The following is a 16,753-nucleotide window of genomic DNA, read 5'->3' on the forward strand; positions in this document are numbered from 1 at the left end:
GGCAGCGATAGCGGCCGTTCCCGCGCGCATCGGCCCGTTCCATCCCGCCGCGAGCGCGCGCGGTCCGCGTACGTCCCGCCACATGGAGCGTGTCATGCCACAGATCACCCGCATCGAACTGCACCTGGAAACCGGCGAGCAAAGCGACGCCGGCACCGACGGAGATGTCTATCTCGGCCTGTGCGGTCGCGAGTTCTACATCGATTCGACGAAAGACGATTTCGAAAGAGATTCGTCGCGAACCTACATCTTCGGTGACAAGAACAGCGATCGGAACGTCCAGCACCCGGATCTCAACGATCCCAACTCGCACTATCTAAGGACCGAGAATATGGAGAAATTCCCGGTCTACATCCGCTTCCAGCCTCATGCGGGAAATCCGCGCGCTGATCGTTGGCAACTGGAACGCGCGGACGTCTATCTGAATGGCTCTGAGGTATACGACTGGACCACGTTCGGCATCGTCCGGGGGGTTGGCATCTGGCTGGGCATACATGCGGGTCTGGTGGTACACATGGCCAGGCACATCGATCCGGTGCCGCCCAAGCCGCCGCTCAAGGGCGAACTGGCCTCCTGACTTTTTCGCGTTTCAGCTGGGGAGGCGACGGGCTTGGCCCTCCCTTTCATGCCAACGACGCTGACACCGCGATCCGCGACACCCGGAGCGTGACCCATGACCACGCTCCGGACCTCTCATCGGTAAGGCCCGGGTCCGTTCCAGACCAGTTCGCCCTGTTTGTAGACCTGCATCATGTTGACGGCCTGGCGGGCGTCGCCGATGGCTTTCATTTCCGGTGCGTCCGGATCCAGCGCGCGGCATTTTCCCGAGCCGCGCTTCAGCGCGATCTCCAGCGGGCAAACCATGTAGTAGCGTGTTCCCGGCAGCGGCAGGAATAGTTCCTTCATGCCCTGGTCGGCCCAGGAGCGCAACTGGACTTCGTTGCGCACGTCGTAATAGACCAGATAACCGCCCAGTTCCATGCTGGGTCCGTTGGCCGTCATGTCGCGGCCGCGTCCGTTGCGGATGGCGGGGCTGTTGGTCATCCCGGCGTTCTCCGGCGCGGCGTCTTCCGCCATCAGGCCCGGCGGCCGTCCCGTCCATGTCTCGGGACGGCGGCGGGCCGACGAGGGCGTGCTGGGCGGTTGTGGCTGCGATTGGCTCTGGCGCGAAACCGTGCTGGGGCTACGTCGCGCATCGCGACTGTCGGAGGGCATCCGCGCCTCGGGCGGTACCGGATCGTCGGCCCGGTCGACCAGCCTGGACGGGATGCGCGACGCCGCGGGCGGCGGCGGGATGGGTTCGGGTGGCCGCGCAGGCGGCGGGCTGGGCGGCGCCTGCACGGGCTGGTCGGACTGGTTGGGTTCGCCGATGAAATCCACCCGGACCCGGCTGCCCCCGGCAGCGCTCTGCGGTGCCGTCACCGTGGGCTTGGAGGAATACAGCAGGATGAACAACATCAACAGATGCAGCAGCGCGCTGAACAGCGCGGCGATCCAGGATTGCGAGCGTTCGACCCTGGGATCGGCTACCCAGGTCTCCACGCGCTTCGAGGCGTTGCTCATGCCGCCAGGGGTGCGTGGGGGATGCGGGCCATCATGGGGGAGATCGACAGTACGCGACGTGGGGAGTTCCGCATGGTAACGCGTCAGGGTGCGGCTTCCGATCCGGAACTTGTATAGGTTCCCCACTTTCCCGTCGCCGGTCCGCGTCTCTTCCCCCCAACTCGACGGGCCGGCGCCCGCGCGGCTTGTGAGCCAGCCACCGGAAACATAGGATCGCCCGCATCAGGGGATGGCGCGCCCACCGGCGCCCACGGACAAATCGCGTGGCCGGAGCACTTCCATGAGGTTCGCAGGACGCATCACCGACTGGAACGGCGAACGGGGCTTCGGTTTTGTCGTCCCCCACGGAGGCGGTGACCGCGCCTTCGTTCACGTCAGCGAATTCCAGCGAGGTTCGCGACCGCCGGTGGTTGGCGATCTGATCTCGTACGAAACCAGGAAAGACGCCAAGGGCCGATTGAACGCAAAGACCATCCGTTTTGCCGGCCAGAAGATTGAAGCCCCCGGGAAGCACCGACGCATTCCACGCCTGGGCATCGCCCTGGCGTTCTTCCTTCTGGTGGCGATTTTCACTCTTTTCGGCAAAGTCCCCGTCATGGTTTCGCTAGCCTACCTGGCCGTCAGTCTGGTTTCCTATGTGCTGTATTGCCTCGACAAGGCAGCGGCGGAAAAGGAATATCGCCGGATTCCGGAAACGACTCTCCATTTCGTCGACCTTCTTTTCGGTTGGCCGGGCGGGCTGGTCGCGCAGCAACAATGCCGGCACAAAACCGCGAAGGATTCATTCCAACGCACTTTCTGGCTGACGGTCCTGTTTAATCTCGCAGGTGCGTTCGTGCTGGTCGCGAGCGGCATCGCCCAGCGGCTTTCCAGCGCCTTGCTCGGGGCCTGACAAGGCGCGTATCCGAAGTCGTTCGACGATCCGGCGCGGTTCGTCGTCCGGTATCACGACATCGTCCATCCGACAGCCCGCGACATGAAACCGATCCGCAGATTCAATCTTTACCTGGCTCCCCTGCTGGACTTTCCGACGATACGAAGCGGTCGGGTCATCGACAGGCTGAATCGCGTCGATAGCACGGAGTGCCCTCTGTTCGTCGCCGCGCTGGAGAGCGGCTTCCTGCACGCGATGCCGAAACTGCGCGAGGTTCACCTGACCTTGCTGGCATCGGACCGGGAGGAGGTGGCGGAAGCGCCATCGGAGCGTCGAGGTTCCGCCCGCGTCACGGTTCGTTTCGACGCGACGTCCGTGCTGGACGCAAGCGACGCCGACCTCGGCTGGCGGCTCTACCGGGCCGGCCTGTTGGGCCTGCTCGCGATATGCGATCACGGAATCCCCGATCACGCATCGCGATCCGCGCTCGGCTCCCTCCACGCATCGATCCCGCTTCCCCGGGCGCATCCCTTCCCGACCGCCACGAAGGAGCAATGGGCGCTCTTCCATGCCTACTCCCTTCATTCGGAGGGGAAAGCATCAGGAAGCCTCACCATCGAACTTGCAGCGCCGGAAGGCAGTCCTCCGGGCTACGACTTCCAGCCCGTCTTCGACCAGCTGACCGCCGCACTCGCCGACAGGAAACTCGGTACTTGGGTGGGAGACAGCGGAAACGACATCGAATTCAAATCGAAAGACCTGAACACCGCGCGGGCTTTGGTGGAGGACCTGCTTGCAGGCAGCTTCGCGGGCAGCTTCAAGATTGGTCTGCTGCACGACTAGCGTCCCGCCAATCGGGCGGCTTCGGGCATCGCCGTCGACGGATCGCGTTCGCCGCCGCACGGTATCGGGCCGGGCAGTGCCCGGCCCAGGCCGAATTCGCATCTTGCGGCTTCGGACGTTCCGCGAAGTCGTTCCAACGGGTTCGCTCAACGCGATACCGGCTTCAGCAGATCCTCCATGCCGAGATTCCGGTACATCTCGCGGCGCACGCGGTCACCCACGGCGTTGACCGTTTCCGCGCCGTCCTGCGAGGGATCCACGTGCACGCGGAAGGGGCGTTGCCCGTGCGGCAGGTCGACCACGCGGGCGATGGCCGCCGCCACGTCGTCCACGTTGGCGTCGGCGGGTTCCAGCGCCTTCAGTCCTTCCAGGATCCGCTCGGGCACGCCGGCATAGGGACCGGTGTCGTACTCGGCCGCACGCGCCGCGTCGGCCGGCTTGCCCGAATGGGCGAAGTGGTTGGTGCCGGCGGTATAGGCGCCCGGTACCACGATGGTGGTTTCGATGCCCCAGCGGGACAGTTCGGTCGAGTAGGACACCGCCAGCGAGTCCATCGCCGCCTTGGCGGCGAAGTACGGCGCCAGATAGGGCGGCGTGCCGCCGCGCGTGCTGCTGGAACCCACCCACACCAGCATTCCCCTGCCCTGTGCGCGCAGGTGCGGCAGCGCCGCGCGGTTGACCCGCTGCGTCCCGACCACATTGACGTCATAGAGTTGCAGGTATTGCTCGGGCGAGAACGCTTCGGCCGGTCCCAGCACCATGTGGCCGGCGTTGTGCACCACCCCGTCGAGGCGGCCGGCATCGGCCAGGATGGCACGCACGGCGGCGTCGGCCGAAGCGTCGGACTGCACGTCCAGTTCCAGCGTGCGCAGGTCCACGCCTTTCTCGCGCGCGTACCGCGCCGCCGCTTCCACCTGCGGCGCGTTGCGCCCGGCGGTGTCGCGCATGCTGGCGTACACCGTGTGTCCCCGGTCCGCCAGATGGCGGGCGGTCAGGGCGCCGAAGCCGGACGAAGCGCCGGTCACCAGGATGATCTTGTTCATTGCGAAGTCTCCGGAAGGAAAAGGGTTCAGACCATGCCGCCGTTGGCGCGGATGACCTGGCCGTTGATCCAGCCGCCCTGCGGGCCGGCGAGGAAGGCCACGACCGCGGCGATGTCCGCCGGCGTACCCAGGCGCTCGAGCGGATTCATCTTCGCCAGGCGTTCGATCAGTTCCGGCGACTTGCCTTCCAGGAACAGATCGGTCGCGGTCGGCCCCGGCGCGACCGCATTGACCGTGATCGCGCGCCCGCGCAGTTCCTTGGACAGGATCGCCGTCATGGTTTCCACCGCCGCCTTGGTCGCGGCGTATACGCCGTAGGTTTCCAGCTTGGTACCGACCAGGCTGGTGGACAGGTTGACGATGCGGCCGCCGTCGCGCAGGCGGCGCGCCGCTTCGCGCATGCCGTTGAAGCTGCCCTTGAGGTTGATGGCGATCAGCCGGTCGAACGCGGCATCGTCCACCTGTGCAAGAGTGGCCTGTTCCAGGATGCCGGCGTTGTTGATTAGCGCATCGACGCCGCCGTAGCGGGCCTCGGCCGCATCGAACAGACGCTGCACCGCGACCGGATCGCTGACGTCGGCCTGCAGGGCGATGGCTTCCGCGCCTCCGGCGACGAGGCGGCTCGCCAGCGCCTCGGCGTCGTCGCGCCGGCCGGCGTAGTTGATGACCACCGCATGGCCATCGGCGGCCAGGCGTTCGGAAATGGCGGCGCCGATGCCGCGGGAACCGCCGGTGACGATGGCGACCGGACGGGAGGTTTGCGTGTTCATGGAGGGGGCTCGTTGGACCGCCCGATTGGCGGTGGAGCTACCTTATTGGCGGAGCTGTTCCGGATAATCTGGCAATATCCGCCAACACTATTCGGGAATCCGGACAATGGACCGCTTCGACGCCCTGCGGGTCTTCGTCAGGATCGTGGAACGCCGCAGCTTCACCCGCGCCGCGGAGGATCTGGCGCTGCCCCGCGCCACCGTGACCGACGCCATCAAGGCGCTGGAATCGCGCCTGGGCGTGCGCCTGCTGCAACGGACCACCCGCCAGGTCAGCCTCACCCTGGAAGGGGAAATCTTCTACGCCCGCTGCCTGCGCCTGATCGCCGACATGGAGGACGCGGAAGGCGCCTTCCGTGATACGCGCCCGAAAGGCCCTCTGCGCATCGAAGTGCATGGCACCCTCGCCCGCCATCTGCTGTTTCCACGGCTTCCGGCGTTCCTGGAGGCCTATCCCGACATCGAACTGGATGTCAGCGAAGGCGACCGCTACGTGGACCTGGTGCGCGAAGGCGTCGACTGCGCGGTGCGCGTCGGCGAACTGCGCGACAGCGATCTCGTCGCGCGCCGCCTGACCCTGCTGCCCGAGGCCACCGCCGCCTCGCCGGCCTACTGCGAGCGGCACGGCATGCCGGCCGACGTGGATGCCCTGGAAACCGGCGGCCACGTGATGGTCGGCTTCAAGTCGACCGCCATCGGCGCGCTGTTGCCGCTGGAGTTCCAGCAGGAAGGACGCGTCCGCCACCTCACCCTGCCCACCCGCGTGCGGGTCAGCGGCGCCGAATCCTACGTGGGCGCGGCCTTCGCCGGATTCGGCATCATCCAGGCGCCGCGCTACCGGCTGGACGGCTATTTCGCCACCGGCGCGCTGGTGCCGCTGCTCGAACGTTTCCCGCCGCTGCCCAGCCCGGTCAATATCGTCTACGCGCGCACCCGCCTGCCGTCGCCACGGCTGCGGGCGTTCATCGATTGGGCGAGCGGGGTTTTCGACGCGGGCTGACTCCGCGCCCGAACGCGGAGGCGGCGCCGGCCGAGCGCCATCCCGAACCAGTCGTCGGCTTCCCGGTCTTTCCACTTGACACAATTAGATATTTAGCTAATTGTCGCAACATGAGCCAGGTATTCAGAGCCCTTTCCGATCCCACCCGCCGCCGGGTCCTGCAACTCCTCCGGCAGGGGCCGCTGAGCGCGGGCGAGCTCAGCGACCAGTTCGATGTCTCCAAGCCCACCATGTCGGCGCATTTCGCCGTGTTGAAGGAAGCCGATCTGGTCCACGCGGAAAAGGCCGGCAAATCCGTGATCTACCACCTGAAGCTCTCGGTGCTCGAGGAAGCGCTGCTGGGCTTTGTCCATTCGTTCGGCGTCGGCGCCGGGTCGCCGAAGTCCAAGAAGGAGACGGCACGATGAACAAAGAACTGATTTCGGATCTCGCGTGGGGCGTCGGCATCGTGCTGCTCGCACTCGGCGCCACCTACGCGCGCAAGCTCGGCTACATCGATGGCGAAACCGTCACCCGTCTGGTCATGGGCGCCATCGGCCTGATGGTCGCCTGGTTCGGCAATCGCATGCCCAAACGCTTCGTTCCGGAGGCCTGGGCGCGCCGGGTCACGCGGGTCGGCGGTTGGTCCCTCGCCCTGAGCGGCCTCGTCTACGCCGGACTCTGGGCATTCGCCCCGATCCAGGTCGCGGCGGCGGGCGGTTCGCTGGCCGTGTTGCTGGGAATAGCCGTGACCATCGGCTATTGCCTGTCGCTGCGTGGCAAGACGAAAGCGTCCTAGCCGATACGGCAGAATCGGGGTCCAACTGTCAGGAAGTCAGGTGCATATGTCGGATACCGCAATCAACCTGCGGGACAAGCTGGCCCGGTTCTCGGACCACTGGTCGCCGCGCGTCATCGCCGAGATGAACGACTACCAGTTCAAGCTCGCCAAGGTGCAGGGCGAATTCGTCTGGCACGCCCACGCGGATACGGACGAAGTGTTCATCGTCCTGGACGGTGAAATGACGATCGAGTTCCGGGACAAGGCCGTGCCGCTCGCCGCCGGGGAGATGTACGTCGTCCCCAAGGGCGTCGAACACCGGCCCGTGGCCGCGCGGGAATGCTGCATCATGCTGGTGGAGCCGCGTGGCGTGGTCAACACGGGGGATGCGGGGGGCGCGTATACCGCGCGGAATGATGTGTGGGTTTAGTGCACGCGCGCTATTCGGGCAAGCGCACTTTATTTCGTGGAGGCGACCCTGCGTCGTCGAAACCTTTGCTCCACGCGACCACGGGTAGCGTGCTCTCCAACATTCAGGAGGTCTCATGGACAAGTCACCATCAGGCGGAAAGGCCATAGCGAGAACCGGCATGCTCATCCGCAAACCCGTAGCAGAAGTATTCGCCGCCTTCATCGATCCCCGCATCACCACCCGATTCTGGTTCACCAAGAGCAGCGGTCCGCTCGAAGCGGGCAAGCCGGTGACCTGGGAATGGGAAATGTACGAAGCATCGACCCACGTCGTACCGAAGGTTATTGAGCCCGAACAACGCATCGTCATCGAGTGGGACGGTTACACCGGACGTACGAACGTGGAATGGGAGTTCGTGCCCATGGGGCCGGACGCCACGTTCGTCGGCATCACGGAATCCGGCTGGACCGGGACCAGCGATGAACTGCTGGAACATGCGACCAACGCCACGCAGGGCTTCACCTGGACGCTGGCGGGCCTCAAGGCATGGCTGGAACACGGCGTGGAACTGAACCTGATTGCGGACCGTTTTCCCAACGGTCCCGAGGATCCCTATCCCACCCGCTAGCCTGCGGATGGTCGCTCCGCTATCCGCAAAAGCCCTTGGTTACGCCCACGCCGGCTGCCCCGGCTCCAGCGGCACACAGCCGTCGTAGCGTCCGGGCACCGGGATATAGCGCAGGGCCTGGGTGAGGCCGACTTCGGAATTGAAATAGGTCTGCAGCGCAAGCGCGCGCACGCTGTTGAACCAGTGTTTGTCCCCAGCCTTCTGCGCCGCCGCATCCAGCTCCGTGAGCAGGCGTTCGCGTTCCGCAACGGGCAGCGAGGCGAAACTGCCGCCGCGCTCGCGGCAGGCGGCGCGAAGGTCCTGCAAGCCCGTGGCGACGCGCTGCTGCGCCTCCGGGCTCTCGCAATCGGCCAGCATCAGCACCATCATCGCGCCGACGCCGGCGGCCCTGGCACCGGGAGATGCAGGCGTCGTCGGCAGCAGCGTATCCGCGATGTCCTCCAGCAAGGTCCGGTCGTCCTGCGCCGGGGACGGCGTCGCGGGAGCGGCCTCGGCGTCGCCGGGCATGCCGGCACCCAGCAACAAGCCGGTCGCAGCCAGCGCACTGCCGGCCAGCGCGGTCTTCAACGCCTCGCGGCGGGTGATCTTTTGCTTGGCATCGCTCACAGGTTCTGCCTCCCCAATTCCTCGACGGCGCGGTTCACCGCGCGCGCGGTCAACGCCATGTAGAGCAGCGACGGCGACTGGTTGCCGGTGGAGGTCATGCAGGCGCCGTCGGTGACGAAGACGTTCGGGCACGTGTGCAGCTGGTTCCATTGGTTGAGCATCGATGTGGCCGGATCGCGCCCCATCCGGCAACCGCCCATCTCGTGGATGTCGCGTCCGGGATACCACTGGGTATCCGCGGTTTCGATGTCACGGCAACCGGCGACTTCCATCATCTCCTTCGCCTGCTCGCGCCAGTCGCGGACCATCTTTTCGTCGTTGTCGTCGTACTCCACCGACGTCACCAGTTGCGGGATGCCCCAGGCATCCTTGAGCGTATCGTGCAGGCGGACGTGGTTGCTTTCCTTGGGAACGGTCTCGCCCTGCATGTACATGTAGACCTTCCACTGTCCCGGTCGCGCCTGCGCATCCTTGTAGACACCGCCCATGCGCGCGGACGAAGGCGCGCCACGCTCGCGGAAGGCGCCGGTGAAGGTGGTGTAACCGCCGACGAAATCCATCTCGTGCCGCTTGAGATTGCGGAAGTTGGGGATGATGCATTCCGAAGGACGGCGTCCGTAGTAGTAGCCGTCCTCGAACCCGTCGATCAGACCGCCGCCGTTGGCACGATAGCTCTGGAAGGCCACGTACTTGCCGAGCAGGCCATTGTCGTTGCCCAGTCCGTGCGGAAAGCGCGCGGAGATCGAGTTCAGCAGGATCAGTACGGAGTTCAGCGCGGATGCATTCACGAACACGATGCGCGCGCGGTATTCGGTGATCTCCCCGGTATGCGCATCGACCACCCGCACGCCCGCCGCGCGACCCTTGCGCTCGTCGTGGATGATCGAGTGCACCACCGCATCGGGCCGGATGGTCAGGTTGCCGGTCTTCGCCGCCCACGGCAGCGTGGACGAGTTGGAACTGAAGTAGGCGCCATAGGGGCAGCCGCGCCAGCACATGTTGCGCGACATGCAGGGACCGCGCCCCTGATCCAGATGGATCTGCTCGGGCTTGGTCAGATGCGCCCAGCGGCCCTGCACCACGTAGCGGTCGCCGTAGTGTTTGCGGATGCGTTCGCTGTAGGCCTTCTCGACGCAGTTGAAATCGAACGGCGGCTGGAACTCGCCATCAGGCATCGAATCCAGGCCGTCCAGGTTGCCGGACACGCCGATGAATTTCTCCACGTGCGAATACCACGGCGCGATGTCGTCATAGCCGATCGGCCAGCCGATGCCGTAGCCGTCACGTTCCGGCGCTTCGAAGTCATAGCGGCTCCAGCGCTGGCAGGCGCGTCCCCACATGATCGATTTCCCGCCGACCTGATAACCGCGAATCCAGTCGAACGGCTTTTCCTGCACGTAGGGATGATCGGCGTCTTTGGTGAAGAAGTGCAGCACGTCCTCGGCGGCGATCCGGGAAGCCACCGGGTTCTCTTCCCGGTACTTGCGCGTCAGCGCCCCGCCATGTGGCAGCTCCCACGGCGACAACCACGCGGTCGGATAGTCCTTGATGTGCTCGACGTTGCGGCCGCGTTCCAGCACCAGCGTCTTCAAGCCCTTCTCGCACAATTCCTTGGCAGCCCAGCCGCCGGAGATCCCGGAACCGATGACAATGGCGTCGTAGGTATTGTCGTCGGCCATGCTCACAACGCCGGGGTCAGGGTGATGTTGCGGAACTCGACGGGGCCATGGTCGCCTTGGAGCATCAGCGGACCCGGCGCGCCTTCGTCGCTGTCCAGCGCGCCGCCGGTGATGCCGGGAATCTCGCGATCGCAGATCACGGTCTTGCCATTGACCGCGACGGTAACCTTGCGCCCGACCAGGGTGATATCCAGCGACTGCCATTCGCTGGGCTTCGCGGAAGCATCCTCGCTGGGCGCCAGAAAACCGTAGATGGCGCCGAGGCTGTCGCTGGCCGGCTCGCCGAAGGTGTCGGCGATCTGCACCTCATGGCGTCCGCGCAGGTACACGCCGCTGTTGCTGCCCTTGGGAAAACGCAATTCCACGTGCAGCTTGAAATCGGTGAAGCGCTGTTCGCTGACCAGGTTGGCGCCGGCCTTGGCATTGCGCAGCACGCCGTCTTGCACGGACCATTGCGAGGACTGGCCGATCGCACGCCAGCCTTCCAGCCCCTTGCCGCCGAGCAGACGGATCGGCTGTCCCCAGCGCGGCGGTTCCGCGCGCTGCAACGACGGCGCGCGCACCGCGCTCCAGTCGTGGCGTTTGCCGTCCGGCAATTGCATCGTCCCGGAGAGCTTGCCATCCCGCAGATGTCCCTGGAACGAAAGGTGGTCGTTGCCTCCCTCCCATTGCGGCGGAATGGCGAAGCGCATTTCGCCGTTGTCCGTTTCCACCCGCGCGATCGGTCGCGCGCTGCCGGCCGCGCCGACGAACTGTCCGACCAGCGCACTCGCGCCGGAGCGGCGGATTTCCAGCCAGGAAGGCACGTCGCCGGTGGGCGTATGCACGGTGATGTCCCAGCGTCCAGTCAGCGCGTCGGCGGGATTTTCCGCAGCCGTCGCGGAAACGGCGGACAGGCTCGCGAGCAGACCAAGCGCGAGCAGTGCTGGCGGGGTTCGGCGAGCGGACATGGCGTTCCCGTTTGCTGGCAGAGGCGACCGACTTTAAATGACAGCGCTGGACAACGCTACGTGCCAGGCCGGACATTTCCACGAATCCAGTGCTGGAGAAGGTATCGGATTGGCATCGGGTTTCCCTTCGCAACGCGCCGCCGGAAAGTGGCCTTTCATTTTGTGCGGTGCGAGAAAATCCGTATCCGGCAGGAGGCGCCCTGTTCAGATAAAGGAAGCTTCGTCCGTCAGGGTCCTGCCGGGACCTCGACGCTTTGATGCGACATCGATTCGGGCATCATGCAATCTCCCTCTCGCCAGGCATAACGGTCCGGAATGGGAGCGACCGGCTCTCTCCGGGAGGCGGAAGGCAGCGGAGCAAGCTCCGCTCTACGCGGCGTTGTTTCCCCAGACAAGACGAGGGCACCATGGCGATGTACCTGATTTCCTTTCCCAGCGCGGCGATGGTCGTGCCCGATGACGAAATGCAGGCGGTGGGCCGTGACGCCAATGCCGTGATCGACGAGGCCAAGGCGGCCGGCGTCTACCTCTTCGCCGGCGGCATCGAGGAAAGCGTGTCCCCCGTACTCGTTTCGGCCAACGGCACCTTCGCCGAAGGTGGCTATTCCTGGGCGCCCCCACTCACTGGCGGCTTCACCGTGCTGGAACTGCCTTCGCGCGAGGAGGCCATCGCATGGGCCGCACGTATCGCGAAGGCTTGTCGCTGCGATCAGGAGTTGCGGGTCATTGTTTGAACCGTAAAGCTGGCGCAGCCAAACCGTCCGTTACATCACCGCCTACGGTTGCCCCGACATCACGCCTTCAATCCACTCGCGGTAATGGCTCACGCGGACATTGCAGCTGATCTGCCCGTAGCGTCCCGGCCGTGCCGTCATGACGTGGCCGTGGACGAATTTCCAGGACGCCAGTCCGGCCAACGCCCGTTGGCCCTCGTTCTGGATCAGCACCGGGCCGCCGCTGTCCCCGTTGCCCAGTATGCCCTCCAGGGGCAGGGCCGCCGGCGGTTCGTCGAATTCGTAGCAGAACCAGCGGTCATGCGCGCTGCTGACTTTGTTGAACGCGCGGCGAAGCTCCGTCCGATGGGGACTTTCCGGAGCGTAACCGCTCGCGCCCGTGCCCGTCGCGCCCTTCCCCACGATCTCTACAATCTGGCCGAACTCCTTGCCGTCCTTGTAGAGCGCGACGGGAGCGACGTCCTCGACAGGCTGTTTCAGCTTGATCAGGGCGACGTCGTCGGAATTGGCAAGGAACACCACGATCAACATCGCCTCTCCGGTGGCCGTGGCCTGCTCGATCAGGTCATGCGGCACCGTCTTGTAGCCGGGATGGGTGACGACGCGTTCGACGCTTCTGGGTACGCCGTTGATGACGACCTGCTCCAGTTTTGAATGCGCGGGAATCGTGTGCGCCGCGGTGATGGCCCACTGGGGAGCAATCAATATTCCGTGCCCTTCACCGGGCATGTCGACGAGGGCAGGAAACTCGGAGGCCGGAATCCGGTACTTCGCATCATCGACGTCATGTCGAATGACGATGGCGCCGGCCGTCGATGACGCGATGAGGAGCGCGGTAAGCAACAAGGTTCGGGTCATGTGCAAGGCCGGGGTCGGAGTGCGTTTTCTGGTGAAGCGGGAAGATACTTGAATCCGTTTCCACGTGCCCGATCTGCGTCCCCCTCATGGCGCACGAAGGTCTTCGCGCAATCCCGGGAGAACCGGAGGAGTGTGCACAGGGCTTGCGACCCCTGCATGACAACCAGCGGCACAACAAGCGGCGGCTCACCGGCCTCGCCACTGCCTAACCCGCGCCCCACGCATCCACCCTTGGACCCGCGCAGCAACCTTTCCCGACCCACCGCACTGGTATAGTGCGGCGAGCATAGGGGCACGGTGCCCGTCCACGAACAGAAGGGAGTTGGTCATGGGTCTTGTACAGGCGGTGGCAGGCGCGGTTGGCGGTGTTCTGGCCGACCAGTGGAAGGATTTCTACACCGTGCCGGAAGGATTGCCGGCGACGGCGGCGCTGTTCGCGGCGGTTCCGCGCGGGACCAATGCCGGGCGGGGTTCGAATACCCGCGGCTCCTCCAACATCATCACCAACGGGTCGAAGATCGTCGTGCCCGAGGGCTACGGACTGCTGCTGTTCCAGGACGGCGCGGTGACCGGCTTCGTCGCCGAACCGGGTGGCTATGAATGGCGCTCGGACGACGTGAACTCGCAGTCGATCTTCGCCGGCGACGGCCTGGTGAGCCCGCTGATCAAGCAAAGCTGGGAGCGCTTCAAGTTCGGCGGCCAGCCGGGTTCCCAGCAGGCCGCGTTCTTCGTTTCGCTGAAGGAACTGCCCGACAACCGCTTCGGCACCCAGTCGGAAATCTACTGGGACGACGGCTTCCTCAATACCCAGGTCGGCGCGGTGACGCGCGGTTCCTACACGCTGAAGATCACCGACCCCATCCTGTTCGTGAAGAATTTCGTGCCGGCGCGCTACCTGCAGCCGGGCGAGGTATTCGATTTCACCGACATGGACAACGCCGCCGCCAGCCAGTTGTTCAATGAAGTGGTGGGTTCGCTGGCGCCGGCCTTCAGCCTGTACACGAACGATCCGGCCAAGGGCAATCGCATCACCAAGCTGCAGCAGGACTCGCTGGGCTTCGCCAAAAGCCTGTCGGACGCGGTCGAGCAGGGCTACCAGTGGAGCTCGCAACGCGGGCTGGCGATCGTCAAGACCGCCATCGTTTCGATCGAGTACGACGCCAACACCCGCGAACTGCTCAAGACCGTGCAGCGCGCCGACGCGCTGTCCGGCGGACGCGGCAACTCCAACCTGCAGGCCAGCGTGGCGCAGGGCATCCAGTCGGCCGGCGAGAACGGCGGCGCCGCCGGGCTGGTCGGACTGGGCATGGCGACCGGCATGGTCGGCGGTGTCGGCAGCCTGCAGCAGCCGGTGGCCCCGGCCGCGCCCGCGGCCGAAGACCCGGTGGCCCGGTTGAAGAAGGCCAAGGAGATGCTGGACCTCGGCCTCATCACCCAGGCCGACTACGACGCGCTCAAGGCCAAGGCATTGGGTCTGTAAGCGAGCAGGCGTTCCGCACCCATGTCCGACCCCAAGACCCCGCCGCCGTTGCCGGCGGCGCCCGTGGCCGGCCCCGGCTCGCCGCGGGACGTGCCGCCCCTGCCCGGCCAGTTTCCGGTCGATCCGGCCACCCTGCCCGGCGCCATCCGCGATGAGCTGGAGGCGCCTGATCCGATGACGCTGGACACGTCCGCCGCCGAACTCAAGGACGGCCTGAACCGCTGTCCGAAATGCGGCGCCACCGATGTCCGCCTCAGGCTCGGCACCGACGTGCTGGTTTGCCAGTACTGCCGCCATGAATGGCACGGCGCGCGCGTGGAAGAGGAATTCGGGCTGGGCGAAGGCCTCGACCAACTGCGCGGCACCGTCATCGCCTCGGGCGCGCGGGACATCGAGGCCGACGCCGCCAGCCTGATGAGCTTCAAATGCACCGGCTGCGGCGCCGAGGTCACCGTCAATACCGAAACCACGATGACGGCACGCTGCCACTGGTGCCGTCACGTGTTCGGCGTCAACGAACAGGTCGCCAACGGCGCGGTGCCCGATGCCGTGCTGCCGTTCCACATCGGCAAGGAGGATGCGGTCGCGCGCATCCGCCAGTTCGTGGACAAACGCCGCCTGTTCGCGCTGAAGGCGTTCAAGGAACAGTTCACGCCCGAGAATGTCGTCGGCGTCTACCTGCCCTACATGATCGTCGATGGCAACGCGAGCGCCGCCGTCACCGGCAAGGGTGAAATCAAGACCCGCGAATACACGCGCGGCAGCGGCGACAAGAAGAAGACCTACTACGACGCCGACGTGTACCAGGTGAACCGCGCGGTGGATTTCACCGTGGACGACCTGCCGCTGGAATCCTCGTCCGATCGCGGCAACCTGGACACCCGCGTCAACACCAACAACATCATCAATACCATCCTGCCGTTCGACACCAAGAACGCGCTGAAGTGGAACGCCTCGTACCTGCTGGGTTTCACCTCGGAGAAACGCAACCTGGACGTCGAGCGGATGCGGCCGAGGCTGGAAGACCAGTTGCTGTCGATCGCGCGCGCGCAGGTCGAAAGCTCCGTGCGCCGCTACGACCGCGGCGTGCGCTGGGAGCGCGAGCAGCTCGAAGTCCACGGCACCCGCTGGGTGTCGATGTACCTGCCGGTGTGGCTGTACTCCTATCACCAGCCCGGCCGCAACGGCGGCATGCTGCACTACATCGCGGTGAACGGCCGTACCGGCGAAACCATGGGCAGCGTGCCCGTGCAGCAATGGAAACTGCTGCTGGCCGCGCTGGCCACCGGCACTTTCATCGAATCCCTGGTCCTTTGGTTCCTGGTGGTGGCGTCATGAGCGACGACGGCGGACTCTGGTTGCTGGCAGCCGGCCCGGTCGGCGCGACGGCGCTCTATTGGGCCCTGTACCGGTACTACCGCAACACCGACAAGTCACACGCCTTCGAGCGCGAGACCACGATCGAGGCCAAGCCGGTGACCGGCTCGGACTCGAAGGTCGATACCGTGACCGGTACGCAGGAGACCCGTATCCGTGGCGACAATGTGCGTGACTATCGGGCGCGGGTGCAGCGGGATGATGGGTGAGCGCGGCCTGTCTCAGCTGCCGCCGTTCCGGATCAAGTCGATCCCCTCGCGATATCTCATCACTTCGAATGCCGGGAATCGGCGCTTGAACTTGCCTGAGTCGAACAAGTTGTCCTGTTCGTAGCGCGGAAGCAGTTCGCGGATTTCCCGCACTTGGCGGGAGAACAACCCCGCGACGGCCAGGCGCCATTTGCCGATGACCTCATACGACACCGGCCTGCCGAACGCCTCGCAGGCCAGGGTGGCGAACTGTCGATACGTCGGCCGTTCGTCACAGCATGGCAGGTGCCAGGTCTGGCCATAGGCATCGGGCGTATTGCCAAGCAAGGCCAGACCCCGACTCGCGTCGGGCGTCCAGATGAGCGTGCGCCGGGTATCGTCGCGTACCGGAACGCGTGGTGACTTTCCTTCCTTCAGGCGATCGGTCACAAGCGCATTGGTGAAGCTCTGGGTCTTGCCGGGGCCATAGAACTCCGGCGCACGGGCAATGAGTACCGGAATGTCACCGCGCGCCATTTCCTCCAGCACCCTCGTGGCCATCTGCGCGCGCACCCGGCCTTTGCGGCCGACAGGTGCGAAAGGTGCATCCTCGGTCAGCAGCCGGTCATCCTGCGGGTACATGTAGGTGTTGTCGAAATAGGCGAACTTCGCGCCCGTCGCCCGACATGCGTCCAGGGCGTTCTCCAGCATCGTGGGGAACTGCCGCTCCCATAGCGCGGTGTCCGGTGGCAGGCCGGCGGTGAAGTACACGATGCGGCTGCCCTCGACTGCCCTGGCGGTCTGTCCGGCATTGAGTAGGTCCGCGGATGCCACGGCATCGGTGTCATTGACCTTGCGTGGATTGCGACTGACCAGTCGCAGATCATGGGTGTGTTTGCGCCGCAATTCGCGCGCAAGTTCCACGGCAATCTGGCCGTTCGCGCCCAGTATCGTCTGCATCATTGCCTCTTGCGTTTCGACACACGCC

At 65.4% G+C, this 16,753-nt stretch carries 20 protein-coding genes; 12 read left to right on the forward strand and 8 right to left on the reverse strand.

Translation table 11 applies throughout. The annotated features are described in order from the left end of the window. The first annotated feature begins 94 nt into the window (after positions 1 to 94). Positions 95 to 577: a hypothetical protein gene (locus IQ458_RS11985; protein WP_183637974.1), complete on the forward strand. Its 483-nt coding sequence runs from the start codon at positions 95 to 97 to the stop codon at positions 575 to 577. Positions 578 to 693: 116 nt separating this feature from the next. Here the strand turns inward: IQ458_RS11985 and IQ458_RS11990 are convergent, their stop codons facing one another. Further along, positions 694 to 1,563: a type II toxin-antitoxin system RelE/ParE family toxin gene (locus IQ458_RS11990; protein WP_183637977.1), complete on the reverse strand. Its 870-nt coding sequence runs from the start codon at positions 1,561 to 1,563 to the stop codon at positions 694 to 696. A gap of 280 nt (positions 1,564 to 1,843) precedes the next feature. On the opposite strand from IQ458_RS11990, the gene IQ458_RS19600 reads away from it, so the two are divergent. Together IQ458_RS19600 and IQ458_RS12005 are read left to right on the forward strand one after the other, a co-directional pair. Continuing rightward, positions 1,844 to 2,455 (forward strand): DUF1294 domain-containing protein, encoded by a 612-nt coding sequence (locus IQ458_RS19600; protein ID WP_235996799.1) that lies wholly within the window; start codon positions 1,844 to 1,846, stop codon positions 2,453 to 2,455. An 84-nt stretch (positions 2,456 to 2,539) separates the two neighbouring features. Then, positions 2,540 to 3,280 (forward strand): hypothetical protein, encoded by a 741-nt coding sequence (locus IQ458_RS12005; RefSeq protein ID WP_203322947.1) that lies wholly within the window; start codon positions 2,540 to 2,542, stop codon positions 3,278 to 3,280. Positions 3,281 to 3,426: 146 nt separating this feature from the next. On the opposite strand, the gene IQ458_RS12010 is transcribed toward IQ458_RS12005, so the two are convergent. Next, positions 3,427 to 4,323, reverse strand: coding sequence for an SDR family oxidoreductase (locus IQ458_RS12010; RefSeq protein WP_203322948.1), 897 nt, complete (start codon positions 4,321 to 4,323; stop codon positions 3,427 to 3,429). A 26-nt stretch (positions 4,324 to 4,349) separates the two neighbouring features. Beyond that, complete coding sequence (locus tag IQ458_RS12015) at positions 4,350 to 5,093, reverse strand: SDR family oxidoreductase (protein WP_183637989.1); 744 nt, start codon at positions 5,091 to 5,093, stop codon at positions 4,350 to 4,352. 106 nt (positions 5,094 to 5,199) lie between these two features. Here IQ458_RS12015 and IQ458_RS12020 point away from each other — a divergent pair, with 106 nt between their 5' ends. From IQ458_RS12020 to IQ458_RS12040, 5 genes are all read left to right on the forward strand, one after another. After that, entirely contained in the window at positions 5,200 to 6,093 is an 894-nt protein-coding gene (locus IQ458_RS12020; RefSeq protein ID WP_203322949.1) for a LysR family transcriptional regulator, read from the forward strand. Positions 6,094 to 6,203: 110 nt separating this feature from the next. After that, positions 6,204 to 6,500, forward strand: a complete 297-nt coding sequence (locus tag IQ458_RS12025) for an autorepressor SdpR family transcription factor (protein WP_183637996.1) — start codon at positions 6,204 to 6,206, stop codon at positions 6,498 to 6,500. Then, complete coding sequence (locus IQ458_RS12030) at positions 6,497 to 6,871, forward strand: SdpI family protein (RefSeq protein WP_183637998.1); 375 nt, start codon at positions 6,497 to 6,499, stop codon at positions 6,869 to 6,871. Before IQ458_RS12025 ends, IQ458_RS12030 begins: the two co-directional genes overlap by 4 nt. Positions 6,872 to 6,917: 46 nt before the next feature. Further along, positions 6,918 to 7,283: a cupin domain-containing protein gene (locus IQ458_RS12035; RefSeq protein ID WP_203322950.1), complete on the forward strand. Its 366-nt coding sequence runs from the start codon at positions 6,918 to 6,920 to the stop codon at positions 7,281 to 7,283. Positions 7,284 to 7,398: 115 nt separating this feature from the next. Then, positions 7,399 to 7,893 (forward strand): SRPBCC family protein, encoded by a 495-nt coding sequence (locus IQ458_RS12040; RefSeq protein WP_203322951.1) that lies wholly within the window; start codon positions 7,399 to 7,401, stop codon positions 7,891 to 7,893. Between the two features lie 39 nt (positions 7,894 to 7,932). Here the strand turns inward: IQ458_RS12040 and IQ458_RS12045 are convergent, their stop codons facing one another. Genes IQ458_RS12045 through IQ458_RS12055 form a run of 3 tightly spaced genes read right to left on the reverse strand, consistent with a single transcriptional unit; the run spans position 7,933 to position 11,128 of the window. Continuing rightward, the gene (locus IQ458_RS12045; protein WP_203322952.1) at positions 7,933 to 8,499 is read right to left on the reverse strand and encodes a gluconate 2-dehydrogenase subunit 3 family protein; all 567 of its coding nucleotides are present in this window, start codon (positions 8,497 to 8,499) and stop codon (positions 7,933 to 7,935) included. Next, positions 8,496 to 10,178, reverse strand: a complete 1,683-nt coding sequence (locus tag IQ458_RS12050; RefSeq protein ID WP_203322953.1) for a GMC oxidoreductase — start codon at positions 10,176 to 10,178, stop codon at positions 8,496 to 8,498. The genes IQ458_RS12045 and IQ458_RS12050 overlap by 4 nt, the downstream gene beginning before the upstream one ends. 2 nt (positions 10,179 to 10,180) lie before the next feature. Beyond that, complete coding sequence (locus IQ458_RS12055) at positions 10,181 to 11,128, reverse strand: 3-keto-disaccharide hydrolase (protein ID WP_203322954.1); 948 nt, start codon at positions 11,126 to 11,128, stop codon at positions 10,181 to 10,183. Between the two features lie 407 nt (positions 11,129 to 11,535). On the opposite strand from IQ458_RS12055, the gene IQ458_RS12060 reads away from it, so the two are divergent. Next, positions 11,536 to 11,862, forward strand: coding sequence for a YciI family protein (locus tag IQ458_RS12060; protein WP_183638016.1), 327 nt, complete (start codon positions 11,536 to 11,538; stop codon positions 11,860 to 11,862). Between the two features lie 42 nt (positions 11,863 to 11,904). On the opposite strand, the gene IQ458_RS12065 is transcribed toward IQ458_RS12060, so the two are convergent. Beyond that, entirely contained in the window at positions 11,905 to 12,720 is an 816-nt protein-coding gene (locus tag IQ458_RS12065; RefSeq protein WP_203322955.1) for a S1 family peptidase, read from the reverse strand. 328 nt (positions 12,721 to 13,048) lie between these two features. Between IQ458_RS12065 and IQ458_RS12070 the strand changes: the two genes are divergently transcribed. The 3 genes from IQ458_RS12070 to IQ458_RS12080 are packed head-to-tail and all read left to right on the forward strand — an operon-like array spanning position 13,049 to position 15,786. Further along, on the forward strand, positions 13,049 to 14,200 hold the full coding sequence (locus IQ458_RS12070; RefSeq protein ID WP_183638023.1) for an SPFH domain-containing protein: 1,152 nt from the start codon (positions 13,049 to 13,051) through the stop codon (positions 14,198 to 14,200). 21 nt (positions 14,201 to 14,221) lie between these two features. Beyond that, complete coding sequence (locus tag IQ458_RS12075; RefSeq protein ID WP_203322956.1) at positions 14,222 to 15,538, forward strand: TFIIB-type zinc ribbon-containing protein; 1,317 nt, start codon at positions 14,222 to 14,224, stop codon at positions 15,536 to 15,538. After that, positions 15,535 to 15,786 (forward strand): hypothetical protein, encoded by a 252-nt coding sequence (locus tag IQ458_RS12080; protein ID WP_183638028.1) that lies wholly within the window; start codon positions 15,535 to 15,537, stop codon positions 15,784 to 15,786. The genes IQ458_RS12075 and IQ458_RS12080 overlap by 4 nt, the downstream gene beginning before the upstream one ends. A gap of 12 nt (positions 15,787 to 15,798) precedes the next feature. Here IQ458_RS12080 and IQ458_RS12085 read toward each other — a convergent pair whose 3' ends face one another. Next, the gene (locus IQ458_RS12085; RefSeq protein WP_203322957.1) at positions 15,799 to 16,725 is read right to left on the reverse strand and encodes an SDR family oxidoreductase; all 927 of its coding nucleotides are present in this window, start codon (positions 16,723 to 16,725) and stop codon (positions 15,799 to 15,801) included. Between the last annotated feature and the right edge of the window lie 28 nt (positions 16,726 to 16,753).

The organism is Pseudoxanthomonas beigongshangi (genome assembly GCF_016820515.1).
Taxonomy (GTDB): Bacteria; Pseudomonadota; Gammaproteobacteria; order Xanthomonadales; family Xanthomonadaceae; genus Pseudoxanthomonas_A; species Pseudoxanthomonas_A beigongshangi.